The sequence below is a fragment of the Brevibacillus sp. TJ4 genome (assembly GCF_044627595.2).
In the GTDB taxonomy this organism is placed as follows: domain Bacteria; phylum Bacillota; class Bacilli; order Brevibacillales; family Brevibacillaceae; genus Brevibacillus.
In genome coordinates this window covers 2,761,344-2,782,305 of record NZ_CP185865.1, presented here as the reverse complement: position 1 = coordinate 2,782,305, position 20,962 = coordinate 2,761,344, and the positions used below count along the sequence as shown (strand labels likewise).

Sequence of the window (20,962 nt, the reverse complement as noted above, 5' to 3'; positions counted from 1 at the left end):
GTAGAGTAATACTAGGAAGAGGTATCAGGATAGAACCGGGGTGATTGATCATCGAGCTTACCAAGCGCCAAGAGCAGATATTACAGATCGTAAAAGACGAGGGGCCGATTACCGGGGAGCACATTGCGGAACGGCTGAATTTGACACGAGCAACCCTGCGTCCCGACCTTTCGATCCTGACGATGTCTGGCTATTTGGAGGCCAGACCGCGGGTCGGTTACTTTTATGCGGGCAGACAGGCCGGATCGGTGATCAGCGAGCGGCTGCACAAACTGATCGTCAATGACTACAAAGCACTGCCTATCGTCGTCGCCGAGTCGGCCTCTGCGTACGATGCGATTGTGACCCTGTTTCTCGAGGATGTGGGCACACTCTTTGTCGTCAATCAGAAAGGCTATCTGGCAGGAGTGGTTTCCCGCAAGGACCTGCTGCGCGCTTCCCTGGGCAACAAGACGCTGGAGGATGTGCCAGTCAGCATCATCATGTCTCGGATGCCGAATATCATTACTTGTGCTCCCGAGGACACCTTGTTCGACGCAGCGAAAAAGCTGATCGATTTTCAGATCGATTCTCTGCCGGTCGTCCGGCCAAGCGAAAAAGATCCGAAGAGCATGGAACTGACAGGCCGCGTGACCAAGACCACAATCGCCAAAGCATTTGTTGAATTGGGCAGCGAACCGAAAGTGTAGGAGGAGAAACGATGCAAGAAAGCCAACAAGGTCAACTCATCTACGTGGTCTCAGACTCCATCGGGGAAACAGCCGAACTCGTTGTTCGCGCAGGAGCCAGTCAGTTTGACCGCTTTTTGATTGACGTACAGAAGTATCCGTACATCGAAGACAAGGAATCGATTGATGAAATTGTCGCCTCCGCCCGCGAAGCGAAAGCGATGATTGTGTTTACACTGGTAATCCCAGAACTGAACGCCTACATCCGGGAGCAGACAGCCAAGTACGGTATTCCTGCAATCGACGTGATGGGGCCATTGATGCATACGCTGCAAGACATGCTGCAGGAACCGCCGACTGGCAAACCTGGCCTGGTGCGCCGGCTGGACGAAGAGTATTTTCGCAAGGTCGATGCCATCGAGTTTGCCGTCAAGTATGACGACGGACGCGACCCGCGTGGCTTGTTGCGGGCTGACGTCGTGCTGATCGGGGTATCGCGCACATCCAAGACACCGCTTTCGATGTACCTTGCCAACAAGCGCCTGAAAGTGGCGAACGTACCGCTCGTCCCTGAGGTAGAACCGCCAGAGGAGCTGTTTCAATTGCCGCCGGAGCGGTGTATCGGGCTGACGATCAATCCCGAGCAGCTCAACAGCATCCGCACGGAAAGGCTAAAAGCACTAGGACTTACGGCTCAGGCGAATTACGCCAACATGGAGCGGATCAACGAGGAGCTGGCTTACTCGCAAAAAATTATCCAACGCCTCGGCTGCCCGGTCATCGACGTGTCGAACAAGGCAGTAGAGGAGACGGCGAACATCATTTTGGCGATGATTCGAAAAAACCAGCTGCGTGGAAAAGACAAGTAGGAAAAAAGAAGGGTTTTGACGTTTTTTGTAGAAAAGTGAGTAGGGCAAGTGCCGCAAGCACTACGTCGGCGTTTATTGCTTGAAAAAATGTGGAAAAGTAGTAGATGAAGAAAAAGAGTGTGGATGCAGGAAGGAAAATGACGAATTTTGACGAATTACTATAGTCTCATCCGTAATCTCCGATAAAGGTGGATTAAGATGCCCACTTCCGATGAATTTGTCAGTCAGGTGCGTGCGGCAGTCGACATCGTGGACGTCGTAGGAGAGTACGTTCAACTGAAAAAAAGCGGCCGTGCCTTTCTTGGACTGTGTCCGTTCCACTCCGAAAAGAGCCCTTCCTTCAACGTAAATGCAGAGCGACAGTTTTATCATTGCTTTGGCTGTGGTGCAGGTGGGGATGTCTTTTCCTTTTTAATGAACATCGAGCAACTGACCTTTCCCGAAGCGCTGCACAAGCTGGCGGATCGCGCCGGGATAGCAGTGCCCGTGACACAAGCCGAGAAGCAGGAAGCCGAATCGCCGGAAAAACAGTTGAAGCGTACCATGCTGAAAGCGCATGAGCATGTAGCCAAGCTCTACCATTACGTGCTGACAGAGACGCCTTACGGTGCGGATGCGATGAAGTATCTCACACAGCGCGGGCTGTCCCGGCAGACACTGGTCGAGTACCAGATTGGATTTGCTCCTGATTCTTGGGATTTTGTCACGCAATTTTTGAAGAAACGGGATTTTCCCCTGGATCAGATGGTCGAAGCGGGGCTGTTGGCGAAGAGCGAAGCCGGCAAGATTTTTGACCGATTTCGCGGCCGCGTCATGTTTCCCATCCACGATTCGCAGGGACAAGTAATCGGGTTTGGCGGTCGTCTGCTGGACAAAAGCCAAAAGTCACAGCCCAAGTACCTGAATAGCCCGGAAACTCCGCTTTTCAGCAAAAGTGACACCTTATTCAATTTACATCGTGCGCGATCGAACATACGCAAACGTAAGCAGGCTTTGCTGTTTGAAGGGTACATGGATGTTGTGTCCGCTTGGCAGGCTGGTTTTACACAAGGCGTTGCTACCTTGGGAACAGCGCTGACCGAGCAACAAGCTCGCATCCTACGGCGTAATGTGGACTCTGTCGTAATCTGTTACGATGGCGACCTCGCCGGGCAGGAAGCGACGAACAAAGCGGTTCAGATATTGCAGCAGGCGGGTTTGACCGTGCGGATCGCTCCGCTGCCACAGGGGACGGATCCGGATGAATACATCCGCCAGCACGGAGCGGAGAGCTTTTCCCAGCAAATCCTGCTCCAGGCTGTACCGGTGACTGCTTTTCGCTTGAAACATTTGCGCCGCCAGTTCGTAATAAACGATGAGGCGGACAAGGCCCGGCTGATCTCAAAAGCACTGGAGATCATCAACGAGCTGGACAGTCCGGTGGAAAGGGACTTGTACCAGCGGCAACTGGCGGAAGAATACTCCCTCTCCCTCAGCGATTTGAAGTGGGAGTCCAAACGCGTCTACAGAATGCAAAAAACTGAACGCCAAAGGGATAAAGTAGCGCCAGCATGGAATAATAGTATAAATAATGGCAAAGGTACGCTCGCAAAAACTTTACCCCCTGCCTATTACACTGCAGAACGAATGCTGCTTTATTACATGATGCGTGATCAGGCAATCGCTGCACGCGTCCAGCAGGAATGTACGTCACCGTTTCAGGTGGACGAACACGATGCGCTGGTCGCCTACTTGTACGCCTACTACGCAGAGGGAAACCCTGAGGACCCTGGAACATTCATTCATTATTTGCAAGATGATTCTTTAAAGCAATTAGCCTCGGGATTGGCCATGATGGAGTGCAAGGAAGACGTATCTGACACAGAGATCGGCGACTACATCAAACAAGTGAATAACTACCCGAAGCGTGCAGAACTGGAACGATTGCGCGAAGAGCAGCGGAACTTACACCTTCAGGCCACCGCAACAGACAGCGACGATGCACGCAAGCAACTGGAAATGCAAGCAGCCTTTACAGGGATGAAGATTCTTGAATTGGAAAATGCTTTAAAGGAAGGGTAGCTTCATAATCATTCCCGGGGAAGGAGGGATAGTAGATGAACAAACAAAATATCACTTCTGACATGGAAGCGATGTCCATCGAACAAGTCAAGGAACAGTTGGTTGAACTAGGCAAAAAACGGGGCGCGTTGTCGTTTAAAGAAATTACCAATCGCCTCGCCGGTTTTGAGCAAGATTCGGATCAGATGGATGAGTTTTTCGAATATCTGGGGGATCAAGGTATCGAGATAAACAACGAAAGCGATGACGACGACGAAGTCCATGAGATGAATCTGAAAGACGAAGAGGAATTCGACTACGACGATCTCTCCGTTCCTCCTGGAATCAAGATTAATGACCCTGTTCGTATGTATCTCAAGGAAATCGGCCGCGTTCCTCTACTCTCCGCAGAAGAGGAGATCAAACTGGCACTTCGGATCGAGCAAGGAGACGAAGAAGCGAAGCGCCGTCTGGCGGAAGCGAACCTGCGTCTCGTCGTATCGATCGCCAAGCGGTACGTCGGTCGGGGAATGCTGTTCCTCGATTTGATCCAAGAAGGAAATATGGGCTTGATCAAAGCCGTAGAAAAATTTGACTATCGCAAGGGCTTCAAATTCAGTACGTACGCGACGTGGTGGATTCGCCAGGCGATCACCCGCGCGATTGCCGATCAGGCGAGAACGATCCGGATTCCCGTGCATATGGTGGAGACGATCAACAAGCTGATTCGCGTTTCCCGCCAGCTATTGCAGGAGTTGGGCCGTGAACCGATGCCGGAAGAGATCGCGGAAAAAATGGATCTGACTCCGGAAAAAGTACGCGAAATCATGAAAATTGCCCAGGAGCCGGTTTCGCTGGAGACACCGATCGGAGAAGAAGACGATTCCCATCTTGGAGATTTTATCGAAGATCAGGACGCTTTGGAGCCATCTGACGCCGCTGCGTACGAGTTGTTGAAAGAGCAACTGGAAGATGTGCTGGATACATTGACCGACAGGGAAGAGAATGTGCTGCGACTGCGATTTGGTCTCGATGACGGTCGTACACGCACCTTGGAGGAAGTGGGAAAAGTATTCGGCGTTACTCGTGAGCGGATCCGTCAGATCGAAGCAAAAGCGCTGCGTAAACTTCGTCATCCCAGCAGAAGCAAGCGCTTAAAAGATTTCCTGGAGTAACCGATACTAATAATGGGTGGCCTACGTGTTACAGCCGACGTAGGCTTTTATTTTTGTGTGACATCGGTGTCACGGATAGAGGAGGGGCCGCGTTGGAAGACCAGCGCAAGCGAACGATCATTGCAGAAATTGAAAACTGGCGGCGCAACCACCTGCTGCCCGAACATTACTGCATCTTCCTGTTGAACTTGTACACAGAAGGAGAGCGAGCCTCCGACCCTGCGGCGACAAGCCGGAACAAAAAGAAGGGGGCACCTGCTGCAGCAGCGTCTGGCAATGCAGGCAAAAAGACGACCGAGTACGTCTACGTGAAGAGAGAAGTCTCGCCTGTGACTGGAAAATTGATCCTGGGCTGGCTCCTCGGAGCGTTGGTCATCGCCGGATTGATCTTGCTTGCTTTTCATTTTAACCGTTTTCAAACCTCAATGCAAATTGCCATATTTACCTGTTTTTCCCTTGTTTTTTACATATTGGCGATTGTTTTCCGCAAATCAGCACCGCCGTTGACCCATCTTTTTTTAGGGCTTTTCTTTCTCATTACCGTCTGGGGCGGAATTTTCTGCATCATCCAGCTAGGCGGATCGCTGGCTGTCATCCTGCTGTATCTGGGCGTACTATGCGTCTTGGCGTGTGGCAGTGCGTTTTTCTTTGGTTACTCGTATTTGCTCTACAGCGGGATGCTCGGGCTGGCCTTGCTGTACGGTGTGGCGACGACAGAGCGGGTGGCTGACGAATACACGTGGTGGCGTTCAGAGCTGTACTGGGTGCCGCTTGCCTGCATGCTGACCGGCGTTGCCTTTTTGATGCACCGCTCCAGCCCCAAATGGTCGGGCGTATTTGCGGTCTGTGGACTGCTGTGCTTTTTCGGGGCGGAAATCCAGTCGCTGTACATCCCGGAAGCGATGCGGGATTTGATTCAGCTTTTGCTGTTTATCAAAGTGTTCATCTCCTCGGTCTACTTTTTCCTGACCAGAGGCTATTGGTATAGCTGGCTGCGACTGTAGCAACAAAAAACACGCCAAATATGCGGCGTGTTTTTTTGTGTAGATAAACCAGGCACGGCTGGTGTATAATGGAAACACAAACTGAACAAACGCTCAGTCGATTTTGAATGTTGTGTATGCCAAGCACGTGTATTGTGAGGAGGGGATTTCATGCATTGCGATTTAACCTCGGAACAGCAGATGATCAAGCAGATGATCCGCGAATTTGCCGACGCGGAAGTAGCACCGGGTGCTGATGAACGGGATCGTTTGAAAGCGTTTCCGCAGGATGTTTTGGCCAAACTGGCCGACCTGAACCTGATGGGCCTGCCCTTTCCCGAAGAATACGGCGGCGGGGGAGCAGACACGATCAGCTTTGCGATCGTCGTCGAGGAGTTAAGCCGCGCCTGTGGTTCGACGGGGATTACCTATTCGGCGCATATTTCGCTGGGGGGCGCACCGCTGCACCTGTTCGGCACGGAAGAACAGAAGCGCACGTATTTGAGCAAAATCTGCTCGGGCGAAAGCATTGGCGCATTCGGCCTGACCGAGCCAAACGCCGGGTCCGATGCGGGCGGCACGCGCACCACCGCAGTTCTGGATGGCGGAGAGTGGGTAATCAATGGGTCGAAATGTTTTATCACCAATGCCTCGTACGCTTCTTTCGTCGCACTGACCGCGGTCACGGAAAAACAGATGGGAGCAAAGGGAATCACCGCCTTTATCGTTCCGACGGATGCACCTGGCTTTTCCGTCGTAGCCAACTACGAGAAGCTCGGCTTGCACAGCTCGAATACGACAGAGTTGATCCTCGAAGACGTGCGCATCCCCGAGGAAAATATTTTGGGCAAGCGTGGGGAAGGCTTCAAGCAGTTCCTGATGACACTCGACGGCGGGCGGATCGGCATCGGCGCGATGGCGGTCGGGATTGCCCAGGCTGCCTACGAAAAGGCGCTGCAGTATGCGAAGCAGCGGACTGCCTTTGGCAACAGGCTGAGCCACTTCCAGGCGATTCAGCACAAGCTGTCGGATATGGCGATGCAGATTGAACTGGCCCGCAACATGGTCTACAAGGCCGCCTGGCTGAAAGACCAAGGCCGCCGCTTTACCAAAGAAGCGGCGATGGCGAAGCTGTACGCCTCTGAGGTGGCGATGTCGGTGACGCATCAGGCGATCCAGATCCACGGCGGCTACGGCTACATGCGCGAGTACCAGGTAGAGCGCTTCTTCCGCGACGCCCGGCTGCTGGAGATCGGGGAAGGAACGTCAGAAATTTTGCGCAACGTGATCGCACGCGAAATCGGCTGTTAAACGAATAAGCGGCATCAAAGAAATCCCTGCCAGTGAAATGGCGGGGATTTTGTCGTGAAATGACAGTGAATATAGGGGATTTAGCATTGGGCAATTGGCGCTAAATAGGGTAAAATATAGGAACGGAAGGTGAAGGGATCATGGGATTGGTAACCATATCGAAGCGGCTGCAAACAATAGCCCGCTATTGTCCAAAAGGAGCCCGCGTCGCCGACATCGGATCGGATCATGCGTTGTTGGCTTCTTATTTGCTTGTAGAAGAGATCGCAAGCTATGTGATTGCCGGGGAGCTGAACGAAGGCCCGTATCAGGCTGCCCGTAAACAGATAGATGCTTTGCCTAGGGCGCGCGACCGCGCATCGGTGCGGAAGGGAGACGGACTGGCCGTTCTTGCCCCGGGCGAGGCGGATGTCGTCTGCATCGCTGGAATGGGCGGGCAGTTGATCGTTTCGATACTCGAGGCGGGGATTGACAAGCTGGAGGGAGTGCAGCGCCTGATTCTCCAGCCGAATGTCGGCGAGGAGCTGGTACGCCGCTGGTTTTTGCAGAACGGCTGGCAGCTTGTCGCGGAATCGATATTGCAGGAGGACGGGATTATTTACGAAATCCTCGTAGCGACGCCCGGAGAAGCGGCACTCCCGTACGAGGGGCAACAGCGATCGCGCGAGGAATTGCTCCGTCTAGGTCCGTTTTTATGGGCGGAAAAACAGCCGCTGCTGGGCGAAAAATGGCAGCGTGAAAAAGAGAAGTGGACGAAGGTGCTGTCCTCGCTGGAGCGCTCCGACAAGCCGGAAGCCGCAGAACGGATGCAGCAGATACAAAAAGAAATCGAATGGATCGATGAGGTGATCGCATGCTTGCACATGGACAAACCGTAATTCAGTACGTCGAACGACTGGCTCCCAAGTCGCTGGCGATGGAGGGGGACAAAATCGGCCTGCACGTCGGGACGCTGCAAAAGAAAGTAAAGAAAGTCATGGTGGCGCTGGATGTGCTCGAGTCGGTCGTAGATGAGGCGATCGCGGAAGGCGTCGACCTGATCGTGGCCCACCACGCTGTCATCTATCGGCCGCTCAAGCATATCCGCACCGATCTGGCGGCAGGGCGCGTATTCGAAAAACTGATCAAGCACGACATCGCGGTATACACAGCCCACACCAATCTGGATGTGGCGGTCGGCGGTATCAACGACTGGCTGGCAGAGGCAATCGGCCTGCAAAATGTCGAGGTGCTGGATGTCATCCACCGCGACGCCTGGAAGAAGCTGGTCGTCTACGTGCCGCAGTCGCATCGCGATGCGGTCTTTCAGGCAGTCTGCCAGGCTGGTGCCGGTTCGGTCGGGAATTACAGTTGCTGCTCCTTCCAGGTCGAGGGAACGGGGACTTTTTTGCCGAATGAAGGCACGAATCCGTACATCGGGCAACAAGGGCAACTGGAAAAGGTCGAGGAAGTGCGGCTGGAGCTCGTTTTGCCTGCTTCCCGCCAATCTGCGGTGATCAAGGCGTTGCTCGCGGCTCATCCGTATGAGGAGGTCGCCTACGACATCATTCCGCTCGACCTGCCGGGAACGGGCTACGGTATTGGCCGCCTCGGCGAGCTGCCGAACGAAATGACGCTGCGCGAACTGGCAGAACTGGTCAAAGCGCAGTTCCAGCTCGGTGGTCTGCGCGTCGTCGGCGACTTGCAACGCACGGTGAAAAAAGTCGCAGTCGTCGGTGGCGATGGCAGTTCGTTTGTGTCCAAGGCGATTTTTCGCGGGGCGGATGTGTACCTGACAGGCGACATCGGGTACCACACGGCGCACGACGCCCAGGCTGACGGCTTGTCGATCATCGATGCCGGGCACAACATCGAAAAAATTATGAAGCAGAAACTGGCGGACTACCTGCTCGCTCAACTGAAAGAAAACGGGTACGAGACAGAAGTGGCAACATCCAAGGTGCACACCGACCCGTTTGTGTTTGTATAAGAACCCAGCGCAGGACGTGCCGACGGTTCAACCTGCAATTGTAGGAGGATTCATTTGTGCGAAAAATCATTCGGGCTTTAACATGCGGTATACTGGCTGCCAGCTTGCTTGTCCCCGGCATCGCTTCGGCAGCCGCAGCACCACTGCCCTTTGTCGACATCGACAGGCATTGGGCCAAATCTGCAATTGTTCGCGGCGTTCAATACGGACTGTTTTCACCTGGCGACGGCACACGCATGTTTTACCCCAACCGGGATATGACGCGAGCCGAGTTTCTGGTCTTGCTGGACCGCGTCTATTACGGCGGACAGTACCAGATCTATCCGCTCACACTTTTGTCAGAACATGCGGAATGGTCAAAAGGGGAAGGCTTCGACGTTCCTTATCTGCCGTATAAAGACGTGGACCGACTGACCTGGATGTACAATCCGATCTTGCGGATATCCGTATTGCTGGACCGGATGTACGGTCCCAACGCGATCCAGTCGGTATTTCCCGGCGAGCAGATGAACCCGAACCAACCGATTACCCAGGAAGAGGCGGCAAAGCTGCTGATGATCTTTACGATGGGTACGGACAGTACATACGCCTGGGAGGAGATCAGCAAGTGGCGATGGCTGGAAGGCGAGCGCAACGACCCGTTAAAACGGGGAGAGGCAGCTGTTGCGATGGACCGTCTGATCGAATACTTGCTGCAAGATTCCATTTTGCCCCTGCTCGATTACGATGGCTACAAATATCCGGTAATACCGGAAGTAGAGGAAATCTTCCCGTTGTTTGTCACGTATGCGGAAAACAAGACAGCTGAAGAACAGCTATACGTAGACGCCGTCAACGATATTGTCAACCAGTGGGATTCCGAGCAAACCTTTGCCGATTTGCGCAAGTTGGAAAAATCGGACTTTTCCAATCGGGTTGGTATCCATTATTACTTGAGCTGGGACCCGCATGTCGATGTGGCCGAGAATCTGGAGGAAGCGTTCCGGGCGATCGACGCCTATTTTGCCGACAAGCTGATCTTGCCGGATACATTGCAATTGTTGTCTGCGAATGTATACGATCTCGCTTTGCAATTGGGCAACGGGGATCCCGGACAGTTTGCCCCCATCCTGGAGCGTCTGGCCAGCTACGAGAAAAAAACAAAGCCAGGAACGAAAGAGTGGGAGGCGCTGTCCATTTATTTGGCGGCTCTTGAAGTGAAAAACGGGCAGCTCGCAGATGCCTTGAAGCGATATCACACTTTTTCGTCTACCCATCCGGAAGCGCTGCTGAACGAAACGTATTATTTGCTCCAGCAGGGAGAACGGGAGCTGGCGGAGAATTTGGTCGCTTCGGTAAAACCGCATTCTTCTGACAAGCGCATGCAGCAACTGCTCACGCTGCTGCAGCAAGACCTCGAATCGCTGAAGAAGCAGGATTCGATTGCGACTGACCTTGCCTACAGCATGCGCCGCCTGAAAAGGGCGCCGTCCTTCAGGGTGGAGGGCGAATCGATGCTCAACGGCTATTTGTTCAAGTACACGCAAGACGTGGACCAGTCGAAGCGGGTCAGCCTTACTTCGGGCTATATGCAATCGCCGTACAAGCCGATTTTGGAGAAGATGGAGGCCTTTACCGACCTGGATAAAAAGATTCAGTACACGTACGATCCCGAGGCCGATAGCTGGAAGCCGTACCGCACGGATTCGGACGAATATCTCTACGAGTGGGTCGGCTCCCTCACGCCGAGCGAGCGGATTCGCCAACTCAACGCGCGCTATTACCTGCAATCGTACGGTCCGTATGACGTCATCACGGAATGGATTCCGCGGACGGCTCTGGAGGAGAAGGCGCGCAACGTGAGGCTCGTCAAAGGAAAGGTCGAGCACGTCCCGCTGTACGTCAACAAGTACTACATCGACCGGGAGTCGGACATGATTGTCCAGCATTTCTGGCGGTATGAAGAAGTGTACGAGGGTGGGACTTACGTGGTCAGCACGGGAACGGACAGCTACGATTACCGTGCCGAGATACAGGTGAAAAAACCGGAACAGCTTGGAAATGAGGTGAGACGATGAAACGATGGATGAAATGGCTTGCCGCGGTCATAATCGCCTTTTCACTGGTTCTTCCCGACTTCGCGAAAGCGGCCACCTTCGCCGAGACGGAGGAGGTTTTCCGCCACGTCCTGGAAAGCCATCTGAGCAAGCCGCAGGAAAGCCAGCTCGTACAAGGCGCTTTGCAGCATATTCGCGATATGGCTGAAAAGGAGAAAAATATGCGGCTTGCCGTCAGGGCGCAGGACGACACCTTGGCGGATCTGCGGACCCGGATCCAGGAATGGAAACGGCTTGGAGGGTGGGACGATTCCGTCATCAACGGCTGGGCGATCGAAGGGATGCTGGCATCACTGGACGACCCGCACACTACCTTTTTCACAGAGCAGGATTTGCTGTTTTTCCAATCGAGTGTAGAAAACCAGTTCGTCGGTTTTGGCTTCCGCCTGCGCATACAGGAAGGCAGCTTTATCATACGTGAAATCGTTCCGGAATCTCCGGCATCCGCTTCGCCTCTTCAGCGAGGGGACCGGATTGTGGAAGTCGACGGTGAATCCCTCGCTGACAAGACCCTGGAAGAAGCCTATCTGTACTTGCGGGGCGAAGAAGGAAGCGAGTCGCTGCTGAAAGTATACCGCCCTTCCGAGGATCGGTATTTGGAAGTAAAGCTGCAGCGTGCGCTGATGACATTGCCGGAAGCCGTCGGGGAGATGTTTGACCGGGGCGGCATCGGCTATATCCGGCTCGAGACATTCGGCTCTGATGCTGTGTACCAGATGCAGGATGCGCTCAATGCGTTTTCCAAATCAGGAACACCGCTGACCGGACTGGTCCTCGATGTACGGGACAACGGAGGCGGCTATCTCTCTGCTGCTCGCGACATTGCCGGGCTGTTCATGGAGGAAGGCATCCTGATGTACACGACCAACCGCAACGGAGTGGAAGTCGAGACATGGGTGCGAAATGGCCGCGATATTGGCGTTCCGGTGCGAATTTTGGTCAACGGAGGCTCTGCCTCTGCATCCGAGCTGCTCTCGGGAGCACTGCGGGATCACGGGATTGCCGAACTGGTAGGTACCACGACATACGGAAAAGGAAGTGCCCAGCAAGTGCTGCTGCTGTCCGGAGGGGATGCGTTGAAGCTGACGCTCAACGAATATTTCACCCCGAAACGGACGGTAGTCAACCATGTGGGTCTGAAGCCTGATCTGATGGTCGAGGACGATGGTGCGCAAGTGGTCGCGGCGCTGCGTTCGCTCGGAATTCGCTCCTGGGAGATCAGTGACCGGGACGGAGACACTGTGATCAACGGTATCCCGTTTCCAACGGTTCATCCTGTCTTCCGGGAAGGAGTGGACGGCTTGGAAGTGCGTGCAGCGGTATTGGCCGAACTGATCGGTGCAGCCGATATCGGGCTGTTGGAGTACGTCCGGCTGGCCCCGTATCTGGAAGCGAATCCGTCCTTGCAACTGCAAAACAAAAATGGCGAGATTACGCTTTCCTACACATCAAAATAAGCATGCAGTCCCCCTGTTGGCAACGGCTGACAGGGGGCTTTCTTTGCCCGGGTGAATAGCTTCCCGCATTCCATCGAACCCTAAGCGGTAGCAGTATCGACAGGCGTAGGGGGGGAAGAGCGTGAAAAAGGTGATTTTGTTTTTGATTGACTCGATGATGCCAGATGTGCTGGAAGCGTGTATCGCCGAGAAAAAGGCGCCGGGAATGCAGTTTTTGATGGAGCATGGACAGTACATTGCCGATTGTACGACAGTCTTTCCGACGATGACCGCTTCCATCGACTGCTCGCTGATCACAGGCGTATACCCGGATCAGCACAAGGTTCCCGGCCTGGTCTGGTATGATCCGGAAATGAAACAGATGGTCAACTATATCAACGGCTCGCTCCCCGTGCAAAAACTCGGGATCGCCCAATGCGCGCGCAATGTTCTGTTTGATCTCAACGAACGGCATCTGAACCGTGATGTCAAAACCATTCACGAAATCGTAGAAGAGCAGGGGCTCGTCTCCGGCTCTATCAATGTCATTGCCCATCGCGGTCACAAAAAGCACAAGGTTCACATACCGCCCTTGCTGGATGCTGTAACCGGCTTTCGACTGAAAGGAAAAGTGAGCGGTCCGACGATAATGAGTCTGGGGACACTGGTGCGACCCGACCTTTTCCGTACGATTACCTGGAACGCCTCCCAGTCAATTATCGAGGGGTATGGGGTTAACGACACCCACGCCATCGATGTTTTGCTCGAGGTATTGCGAAGCGGAAAGCAGCCGGATTTTACCCTCGTGTACATGCCGGAAAACGACCACAAGCTGCACCGGACACCGCATGAAGCCGTCAGCCATCTGGCGGATGTGGACAAGCAGCTCGTCCGCTTTCTCGATTTTTTTGATTCCTGGGAGCAGATGCTGGAGCGCAACGTGTGCATACTCGTAAGCGACCATGGCCAGACCGTGATCGGCAAGAGCGAGGAGTATACGATTTCGCTGGATGAGCTGCTCTCGCGGTTTTCGGTTCTGCGTCTGGGAGAGCAAGTCTCCCCTGACTGTGAACTGGTCATCTGCAACAATGAGCGAATGTCGTACCTGTATCCGCTGCAAGCAGGCGTGATGGGAAAGATTGTGGACGATCTGTCGCATGACCAGCGGATTGACCTGATCGCCTGGAAGGAAGGGGAGCAGGTCGTGGTCAGGCAGGGCGGGACGGGGAAAACACTCCGTTTTTGGCGCAACGGACCTTGGACAGACATCCATGGCGTGACATGGGGAGTGGAAGGCGAGCTGGAGGTGCTGGACGTTCGGGGAAATGGGCGAGAATTGCAGTTCTCCACCTATCCGGATGCCTTTTCCCGTCTGTACGGAGCCTTGTTTGCCCAGACATGCGAAGTGGTGGCGGTGACAGCTGCGCCCAGCTATCAGTTTCTGTCCGAACTGGCCCCGACCCATCCGGGCGGAGGCAGCCATGGGTCCTTGCACAAACAGGATTCGCTGGTGCCCTTGCTGATTGCAGGGGCATCCCGCAGTTTTCCGACTCCTGCACGGATCGTCGACATCTCGGCTTTTATCCTTCAGGAGCTGGGGATTGAGACAGCTCTAGTTCCGCGATGATCGGCAGATGATCCGACCACGAAACGCGTACGACCTTGTAATCGAGAACATGCCAGTGGGACGAAGCGAACACGTAATCAAGCCGGCGTTTGAAAGAGGGCAGTGTGGACTGCTGCTCTTTCCCCATTTGTACGGCGCAGTCCTGCAATGGCGGAGAAAGTGAAACTGCAGAGGAATTGAAGTCGCCCAGCAACAGCAACGGTGAAGTTTTCCCCTGTTTCTGTGCCCACGCGCGCAGCAAGTGAAGCTGGGTGTTGCGGGAGCTGGCAAACAGGCTACAATGCGTATTGCCGATGAGAATAGTCGTTTCCTTCCAGCGAAGTGTCACTTCCTGCAAGGTGCGCTTTTCACGCCTCGCGGGCAAAGGAAGCGAACGGCTGTGCAATACGGGGTGTCGGGTAAGCAGTGCATTCCCGTACGCTCCGTCACCTAGCCCGATGCTTGGCGAGAAGCTCATGTTGTATTGCAGCTCACTCGCCAAGTAATCGGCCTGGTTGCCAAATTTGCTGTTTTGATGGACCTCCTGCAAACAGATCACATCTGCCTGGGTCGCATGCAAGGTTTCGGCCATTTGCCTCAGTCGTTTGCGCCAAAACAAATCGCGTCCACTGTGAATGTTGTAGCTTACAATTCGTATCATGGTCTTTCCTTTGCAATATGGATTCGGGTACACTGGAGAAAACGCATCCTCGTCCCGCGAGACAGCAATTTATTAGGATTTCCTGTTGCTTTTCATTTTAACCTATGCTATATTGGAATTCGTCGCCTCTACAAGATAAACTGGGAAATACATGGTTCAGTTACATAGGTTTCACGATTTGAAACCAAAATAAACAATCACGGAGAGTTACCCAAGAGGCCGAAGGGGACGGTTTGCTAAACCGTTAGTATGCGCAAGCGTAGCGAGGGTTCGAATCCCTCACTCTCCGCCACTTTTATTACCTGCATGGCGGCGTAGCTCAGATGGCTAGAGCGTTCGGTTCATACCCGAAAGGTCGGGGGTTCGATCCCCTCCACCGCTACCAGAGGGGCATAGTTTAACGGTAGAACGAAGGTCTCCAAAACCTTTGGTGTGGGTTCGATTCCTACTGCCCCTGCCAAAGACAATCAAACATCATGGCGGTCGTGGCGAAGGGGTTAACGCACCGGATTGTGGCTCCGGCACTCGTGGGTTCAAGTCCCATCGATCGCCCCATTGTATTGCGGGAGTATAGCCAAGTGGTAAGGCACGGGTCTGCAAAACCTTCACCCCCGGTTCGAATCCGGGTACTCCCTCCATCTCGATCTTGTCCCAGTAGCTCAGCTGGATAGAGCAACGGCCTTCTAAGCCGTCGGTCGGGAGTTCGAATCTCTCCTGGGACGCCATACTTGCATAATTGAGCCGCCGAACAGGCGGTTTTTTGCTTTTTTCTGTCTCCTTAATGAGTAGCGATCTTCATTCATCCCGTTCCCGGAGGGTGGTACGGTCGTCCTTGCTTTGACGTGCCATGACCTCAGAAACATAATTACGACACGAAAATAGAAAAACCCTCACTGGCCGATTGGTCAAGACCCCAATTTGTAGACAGTAAGAAAAACCCGGCCGCTAGGCCGCAAGTTGACGCCTGTATTCTACAGGCGTTAGCTTTTTTAGGTTGATTTGAATCCGTTCCTCATTGTAGAAACGGATATATTCTTCAATTCGCCTTTGTGCCTCTTCTAAGCTTCGTATATCATAAGGATAGAGTGCTTCCACCTTGAGATGGGAAAAGAAGCTCTCCATAGAGGCATTGTCTAAACAATTGCCTCTACGGGACATGCTGATTTGGGCGCCAACCGTAGGCAGCATGTCATGGTACGCATGGGACGTGTACTGGAATCCCTGATCGCTGTGAACGATCAGTCCGGTCACGTCCTTTTGCATTTCAAAAGCTTTCTTAAACGTCTCGAGGACTAATGCATTGTCATTTCGTAAACTCATATGGTAAGCCACAATCTCATTGTTGTATAAATCTTTTATTGCGGAGAGGAACAATCGCTCATCTCCAATACGAAATTGAGTGATATCGGTGACCCACTTCTGATTTGGTTTATCTGCGGTAAAGTCACGTTGTAACAGATTATTGGCAACACGACCAGTCGCTTCAGCGACCTGATACGTACTACGATAGGTGCGCTTACGCCGAATGATGGCCTTGATCCCAAGCCCCTGCATGATTTTCAATACCTTTTTGTGATTCACTCGTTTGTTGTATTGCCGTAGCAGCTCTTCTTTTATCCTCCGATAACCGTAAATTCCTTTTCGCTGCGTATATATGGCTTGAATCTGCAGTTTGATCTCACGATCCCGGTTCATATGTTTCCGTCCCAAATAACGATAATATCCGCTTCTCGAGACCCCCAGAACCTTGCAAAGCTCTGTCACAGTGTACAGCGATGCAACTCTTTCAATAATGCGATACTTCCTACTTACACCTCCGGTTTCCAGATTTCCAAACACTTTTTTAGCATTTCATTCTCCCGTTCCAGTTTTTGAACGTACCGACTCTGGTCGATATACTCTTTGCGCCTCCCACGTTGATCGAGGAGTCCAAACTCCCCAAGCTGTCGATATTTTCGCATCCAGCTTTTTACTCGATCTTTATCTTGAATTTGGAAGTGTTCAGTAATTTGGCGATATGTCCATTTTTCTTGTACATGTAAACGAATCGCCTCTATCTTCATTTCTTCCGAATACGACTTAAACTTTTGTCCTTTGATTGCCATGAAAAATGCACCCCCTAAAGATACATCGGATTTCCCTAGGGGTTTTTCCAATGTCTACTTTAAGGGGTGCACTTCACGATGGCTGGCGAGGGTCTTCTTGCGCACGGCCTGCGTGTAAACTTGCATCAATAGCAGGGCGGGACAGCAGGACCTTTTCCGGATACTACACCGGGGGGCGTATCAAAAATATACGGAGGCGCCGGAGGGAGATGAGGCTCTGGAGCCAGCGGTTGAGGGTTTGCGACGTAGTTGAATGTTCCGCAGCAATCCATACTTGGACCATGAGCCCATCTGCCTTTTGCGCTTTCGTTTCCGCGGGAGAAATTGAACAGTGTATAGGCCACTTCCTCCTTCTGCAATTTCCTTGGAAACGTGCTGGGTACGACCTTTCCTTCCATTTCCTCCAATTCCGCAATAGCGGCCATCCATTGATTCTGGTGCATCGTATCCCTGGCAATGAGCCAAGCCAGCATGTCGCGCACGCCTCTGTCCGATGTTATTTCATACAATCTGCATACTTGCAGCCGCCCCTGAGATTCGGCGTTCAGATTGGCTCTGAAATCTGCTAGCAAATTTCCGCTTGCAATGGTATAACGGGCATTCCACGGGTATCCGACGCTATCGGTTGGCGCAGCCCCGAGACCGGTCACAATGGCATGCTGCGGGTTCATCCCCCCGAGTATTGCTCCGATTACAGGATCTTTTGCCGCTTCCTCAAGATCTCCGACAGGTGCATTATCCAGCAATCGGGCAATCATCGTCGCAAGCATTTCAATATGCGCCAGTTCCTCTGTCCCGGTATCCATGAGCAAGTCCTTGTACTTCCCGTTTCCCCGGAGATTCCAGCCTTGAAACAAATACTGCATAGCGACCGTAATTTCACCGAATTGTCCACCCAAAACTTCTTGCAGCTTCTTCGCAAACAACGGATCCGGCCGTTCGGGCTTTGCCTGGTATTGCAATTCTTTAATGTGGAAAAACATTCGCCTCAGCTCCTCTATGGGCATTCATCCTAAGCAATATATGATCGGCAGTCTGTTCTGTGCATGTGTGAATTCTCACTTACAGCGGATATGCAAATCGCCACAATGCATGCGAATTTTTTGGTATAGTCGAAAGAAAGGCAATCGAGAAGGCGGGAGGACATATGAAATCCATTACGGTGTACCACTACGAAGCGTTCAGCATTTATCCCAACAAGGGAAATCCAGCGGGTGTCGTCCTGTACGGGGACGATCTGACCGAGCGAGAAATGCAGGAAATCGCAAACAAAGTAGGTTTTAATGAAACAGCGTTTCCCGTACAGTCACAAGTAGCCGACCTGGGCATCCGCTACTTTACCCCCGGACACGAAGTCAATCTGTGCGGCCATGCGACGATGGCGACGATGTTTGCACTGAAAACAAAAGGGCTGCTCGCTGACAAGACGGAACTTACGATCGAGACAAAGGCGGGTGTGTTGCCAATCCGGATCCACACAGACGCGAATGGCGAGATTCAGATTACGATGAAACAAGCATCTCCGCAGTTTCGCGAATTTGCCGGTTCCAGAGAGGCTTTGGCACATTCCATCGGGCTTGCGGAAGCTGATCTTCACGATGAATTGCCGATTGTATACGGAAGTACAGGTATCTGGACATTGCTGATTCCGCTAAAAGGACTCGATGCTTTTTCACGAATGAAGCCTGATAACAAACAATTCCCATCGATTTTGCAAGAAATGCCGAAGGCTTCCGTACATCCTTTTTGTCTGGAAACGATGGATGCAAACGCAGATATGCACGCGCGCCATTTCTCCTCGCCGTTTTCAGGGACAGTCGAGGACCCGGTGACAGGCACTGCTTCCGGTGTGATGGGCGCCTACTACGCCACCTACATCGACCGCCAGTTTGCCGATTCCCGGCAGCTTGTCGTCGAACAAGGCCAGGAAATAGGAAAAGACGGACGGGTTTTTGTCACGGTCGCAAAAGAAAACGAGACGCTCGGGATTGAAATTAGCGGCCAGGCCGTATTTGTAAAAGAATTCGCCGTCATCCCGTAGCGCAAGTCAGCACGCAGCATTGCCTGCTTTTGAACGTGGCAAAAACGCTCCTCGCTTGGTACAATGACAAGATGAATGCTGTCATCTACCCAGATGTGGCTGGAGAAGAGAAGGAACACGCATCTGCCACAAGGAGGGCGCAATACCATGAAACAGGCAATCGATGTAGCCAACAGTGAAACCCCGTACATGTGGGGAGACAAGCGTTTTCATACATGGAACTACCATCTGCGGCAGACGTTTCAGGAAAAAATCTTCAAGGTACCGCTCGACGGCGGCTTTTCCTGCCCTAACCGAGATGGAAAAGTAGCGACAGGGGGCTGTACGTTTTGCAGCGCTCGCGGTTCGGGGGATTTTGCCGGTGACAGGCGGATGGATCTGCAGCGTCAGTTTCACGATGTAAAAAACAGGATGCATGAAAAGTGGCCGGACGCCAAATATCTTGGCTTTTTCCAGGCGTATACCAATACGTATGCACCGGTGGCGGAGCTGCGCGAGATGTACGAAGTGATTTTGCAGCAGGAGGGTGTCGTCGGTCTGTCGATTGCGACGCGGCCGGATTGTCTGCCGGATGACGTGGTGGAATACCTCGCTGAGCTGAACGAACGGACCTACCTGTGGGTTGAGCTCGGGTTGCAAACGATCCACGAGCATACCGCCCGCCTGATTAACAGAGCCCACGACTACGAATGTTATCTGAAAGCAGTGGAGAAGCTGCGCAAGCACAATATCCGCATTTGCTCCCACATCATTTACGGCCTGCCGCAAGAAACGCATGAAGAGATGATGCAGACGGCTGATGCGGTGGCCCATCTCGACGTGCAAGGAATTAAAATTCATCTGCTCCATCTGCTGCGCAAGACCCCGATGGTGAAGCAGCACGAGGCGGGTTTGCTGGATTTTTTGTCGCAAGAAGAGTACATCAAACTCGTCGTAGACACGCTGGAAATGTTGCCGCCTGAGATGATCGTCCACCGCGTGACTGGTGACGGTCCTTCTGATTTGCTGATCGGTCCGATGTGGAGCCGCAAGAAATGGGTGGTGTTAAACGGCATCGACGCCGAATTGAAACGCCGCAATAGCTGGCAAGGGAAATTTTTTGTTCCCAAGGCCAAGTGAAAGTATGCAGTCGTACAAAAACCTCAGGAATGTCCTGAGGTTTTTTGCTGATTGTCGTGATCGGCAGCAGCTTTCTGACGCCGTCATGCTCCGGTACTTCCTAGCCTATCTGCGGCTGCGCAAGATTTTGCGGGCGCGTCCCGGGTAGTTCGTGATAATGCCGTTGACGCCTGTACGGATGGCATCGCGAATTTCCGCTTCGCTGTTGATCGTCCATCCGATGACGGGAAAGCCATGTGCCTGCGCCTGGTGGACGAGGTCGGGCGTCAACTGGTCCTGGGGAATATGCAGTTGGTTCGCCTGGTAGCGAGCCGCTACTTCCCACGGCGCTGGCAGGGAGCCGATATAGAGCAACCCGGTTGTCTGTAGCGGATCGATCTGTTTGATGCGGGACAGGCTGTCGAAGTTAAAAGAGGAGATCACCGTTCGCTCTGTCAGGTCGTAATGGCGGATCAGGGCAATCAGCTTCTGTTCCATGCCTGGCTGGGGAGTCAAAAGGTTTTTCATCTCGATAATAAGTTTTAGCTTGGAGTCGGCAAAACGGTGCAAAACCTCGCGCAAAGAAGGGATGCGGGCATGTGGAAAGCGGTGAGTATGCCCCTGGTTTGCGCGCAGCTTGCGCAGGCTGGCCCAGGTGGTCTGGCGTACCAAACCGCTGCCATTGGTGGTGCGATCCAGCAAATGATCGTGGATGACAACCAGTTTATCGTCATGGCTTAGCTGTACATCGAGTTCAATACCGTCTGCCCGTTTTTTTTCGGCAGCGAGAAAGGCTTCCATCGTATTTTCCGGATAGAGACCGGAGGCACCGCGATGTGCGTAGACGAGAGGGGGCATCTGAGGCTTCCTCCTTTCCCTTGCTTCCTCTTTACATGCATATGTA

General features: G+C 53.0%; 18 protein-coding genes and 6 tRNA genes. 19 read left to right on the top strand and 5 right to left on the bottom strand.

The genetic code is table 11. From position 1 onward, the window contains the following. Window positions 1-44 precede the first annotated feature (44 nt). The 11 genes from ACAF76_RS13690 to ACAF76_RS13640 all read left to right on the top strand — a co-directional run bounded on the left by ACAF76_RS13690 (window position 45) and on the right by ACAF76_RS13640 (window position 14,174). On the top strand, window positions 45-689 hold the full coding sequence (locus ACAF76_RS13690; RefSeq protein ID WP_400164068.1) for a helix-turn-helix transcriptional regulator: 645 nt from the start codon (window positions 45-47) through the stop codon (window positions 687-689). Between the two features lie 11 nt (window positions 690-700). After that, window positions 701-1,537 carry a pyruvate, water dikinase regulatory protein gene (locus ACAF76_RS13685; RefSeq protein ID WP_400164067.1) on the top strand — a complete coding sequence of 279 codons (837 nt, stop codon included), beginning with the start codon at window positions 701-703 and terminating at the stop codon, window positions 1,535-1,537. A 192-nt stretch (window positions 1,538-1,729) separates the two neighbouring features. Then, on the top strand, window positions 1,730-3,598 hold the full coding sequence (gene dnaG, locus ACAF76_RS13680; protein ID WP_400164183.1) for a DNA primase: 1,869 nt from the start codon (window positions 1,730-1,732) through the stop codon (window positions 3,596-3,598). Between the two features lie 35 nt (window positions 3,599-3,633). Beyond that, window positions 3,634-4,752: an RNA polymerase sigma factor RpoD gene (gene rpoD / locus ACAF76_RS13675; RefSeq protein WP_400164066.1), complete on the top strand. Its 1,119-nt coding sequence runs from the start codon at window positions 3,634-3,636 to the stop codon at window positions 4,750-4,752. A gap of 92 nt (window positions 4,753-4,844) precedes the next feature. Further along, window positions 4,845-5,756, top strand: a complete 912-nt coding sequence (locus ACAF76_RS13670; protein ID WP_400164065.1) for a hypothetical protein — start codon at window positions 4,845-4,847, stop codon at window positions 5,754-5,756. 150 nt (window positions 5,757-5,906) lie between these two features. Beyond that, window positions 5,907-7,046 (top strand): acyl-CoA dehydrogenase, encoded by a 1,140-nt coding sequence (locus ACAF76_RS13665; RefSeq protein WP_400164064.1) that lies wholly within the window; start codon window positions 5,907-5,909, stop codon window positions 7,044-7,046. Window positions 7,047-7,186: 140 nt separating this feature from the next. Continuing rightward, complete coding sequence (locus ACAF76_RS13660; RefSeq protein WP_400164063.1) at window positions 7,187-7,924, top strand: tRNA (adenine(22)-N(1))-methyltransferase; 738 nt, start codon at window positions 7,187-7,189, stop codon at window positions 7,922-7,924. Further along, the gene (locus ACAF76_RS13655) at window positions 7,900-9,015 is read left to right on the top strand and encodes a Nif3-like dinuclear metal center hexameric protein (protein ID WP_400164062.1); all 1,116 of its coding nucleotides are present in this window, start codon (window positions 7,900-7,902) and stop codon (window positions 9,013-9,015) included. Before ACAF76_RS13660 ends, ACAF76_RS13655 begins: the two co-directional genes overlap by 25 nt. Window positions 9,016-9,071: 56 nt before the next feature. Then, a complete protein-coding gene (locus tag ACAF76_RS13650) occupies window positions 9,072-11,072 on the top strand; it encodes an S-layer homology domain-containing protein (protein ID WP_400164061.1) in 2,001 nt (666 codons plus the stop codon). Beyond that, on the top strand, window positions 11,069-12,568 hold the full coding sequence (locus ACAF76_RS13645) for a S41 family peptidase (RefSeq protein WP_400164060.1): 1,500 nt from the start codon (window positions 11,069-11,071) through the stop codon (window positions 12,566-12,568). Before ACAF76_RS13650 ends, ACAF76_RS13645 begins: the two co-directional genes overlap by 4 nt. 121 nt (window positions 12,569-12,689) lie before the next feature. Further along, window positions 12,690-14,174, top strand: a complete 1,485-nt coding sequence (locus ACAF76_RS13640; protein ID WP_400164059.1) for an alkaline phosphatase family protein — start codon at window positions 12,690-12,692, stop codon at window positions 14,172-14,174. On the opposite strand, the gene ACAF76_RS13635 is transcribed toward ACAF76_RS13640, so the two are convergent. After that, entirely contained in the window at window positions 14,128-14,814 is a 687-nt protein-coding gene (locus ACAF76_RS13635; protein ID WP_400164058.1) for an endonuclease/exonuclease/phosphatase family protein, read from the bottom strand. The genes ACAF76_RS13640 and ACAF76_RS13635 overlap by 47 nt on opposite strands. A gap of 201 nt (window positions 14,815-15,015) precedes the next feature. Here ACAF76_RS13635 and ACAF76_RS13630 point away from each other — a divergent pair. The 6 genes from ACAF76_RS13630 to ACAF76_RS13605 all read left to right on the top strand — a co-directional run bounded on the left by ACAF76_RS13630 (window position 15,016) and on the right by ACAF76_RS13605 (window position 15,539). After that, window positions 15,016-15,106 (top strand) — tRNA-Ser (locus ACAF76_RS13630). Window positions 15,107-15,122: 16 nt separating this feature from the next. Beyond that, window positions 15,123-15,199, top strand: a tRNA-Met gene (locus ACAF76_RS13625). A 1-nt stretch (window position 15,200) separates the two neighbouring features. Further along, window positions 15,201-15,274: transfer RNA gene (locus ACAF76_RS13620), tRNA-Trp, on the top strand. A gap of 19 nt (window positions 15,275-15,293) precedes the next feature. Continuing rightward, window positions 15,294-15,369: transfer RNA gene (locus ACAF76_RS13615), tRNA-His, on the top strand. Window positions 15,370-15,378: 9 nt separating this feature from the next. Next, a tRNA-Cys gene (locus ACAF76_RS13610) sits at window positions 15,379-15,452 on the top strand. Window positions 15,453-15,462: 10 nt separating this feature from the next. Then, window positions 15,463-15,539 (top strand) — tRNA-Arg (locus ACAF76_RS13605). Between the two features lie 220 nt (window positions 15,540-15,759). On the opposite strand, the gene ACAF76_RS13600 is transcribed toward ACAF76_RS13605, so the two are convergent. The 3 genes from ACAF76_RS13600 to ACAF76_RS13590 form a co-directional block, all read right to left on the bottom strand. Then, window positions 15,760-16,578 carry an IS3 family transposase gene (locus ACAF76_RS13600; protein ID WP_400162159.1) on the bottom strand — a complete coding sequence of 273 codons (819 nt, stop codon included), beginning with the start codon at window positions 16,576-16,578 and terminating at the stop codon, window positions 15,760-15,762. A gap of 44 nt (window positions 16,579-16,622) precedes the next feature. Continuing rightward, complete coding sequence (locus ACAF76_RS13595; protein ID WP_400162144.1) at window positions 16,623-16,919, bottom strand: helix-turn-helix domain-containing protein; 297 nt, start codon at window positions 16,917-16,919, stop codon at window positions 16,623-16,625. Between the two features lie 125 nt (window positions 16,920-17,044). Continuing rightward, on the bottom strand, window positions 17,045-17,902 hold the full coding sequence (locus ACAF76_RS13590; protein ID WP_421616805.1) for a manganese catalase family protein: 858 nt from the start codon (window positions 17,900-17,902) through the stop codon (window positions 17,045-17,047). Window positions 17,903-18,066: 164 nt separating this feature from the next. Here ACAF76_RS13590 and ACAF76_RS13585 point away from each other — a divergent pair, with 164 nt between their 5' ends. Both ACAF76_RS13585 and ACAF76_RS13580 read left to right on the top strand, forming a co-directional pair. Further along, the gene (locus ACAF76_RS13585) at window positions 18,067-18,960 is read left to right on the top strand and encodes a PhzF family phenazine biosynthesis isomerase (RefSeq protein WP_421616804.1); all 894 of its coding nucleotides are present in this window, start codon (window positions 18,067-18,069) and stop codon (window positions 18,958-18,960) included. Between the two features lie 147 nt (window positions 18,961-19,107). After that, a complete protein-coding gene (locus ACAF76_RS13580; protein ID WP_421616803.1) occupies window positions 19,108-20,079 on the top strand; it encodes a TIGR01212 family radical SAM protein in 972 nt (323 codons plus the stop codon). Between the two features lie 105 nt (window positions 20,080-20,184). Here ACAF76_RS13580 and ACAF76_RS13575 read toward each other — a convergent pair whose 3' ends face one another. Beyond that, window positions 20,185-20,916, bottom strand: coding sequence for a glycerophosphodiester phosphodiesterase (locus ACAF76_RS13575; protein WP_421616802.1), 732 nt, complete (start codon window positions 20,914-20,916; stop codon window positions 20,185-20,187). Window positions 20,917-20,962: the final 46 nt, after the last annotated feature.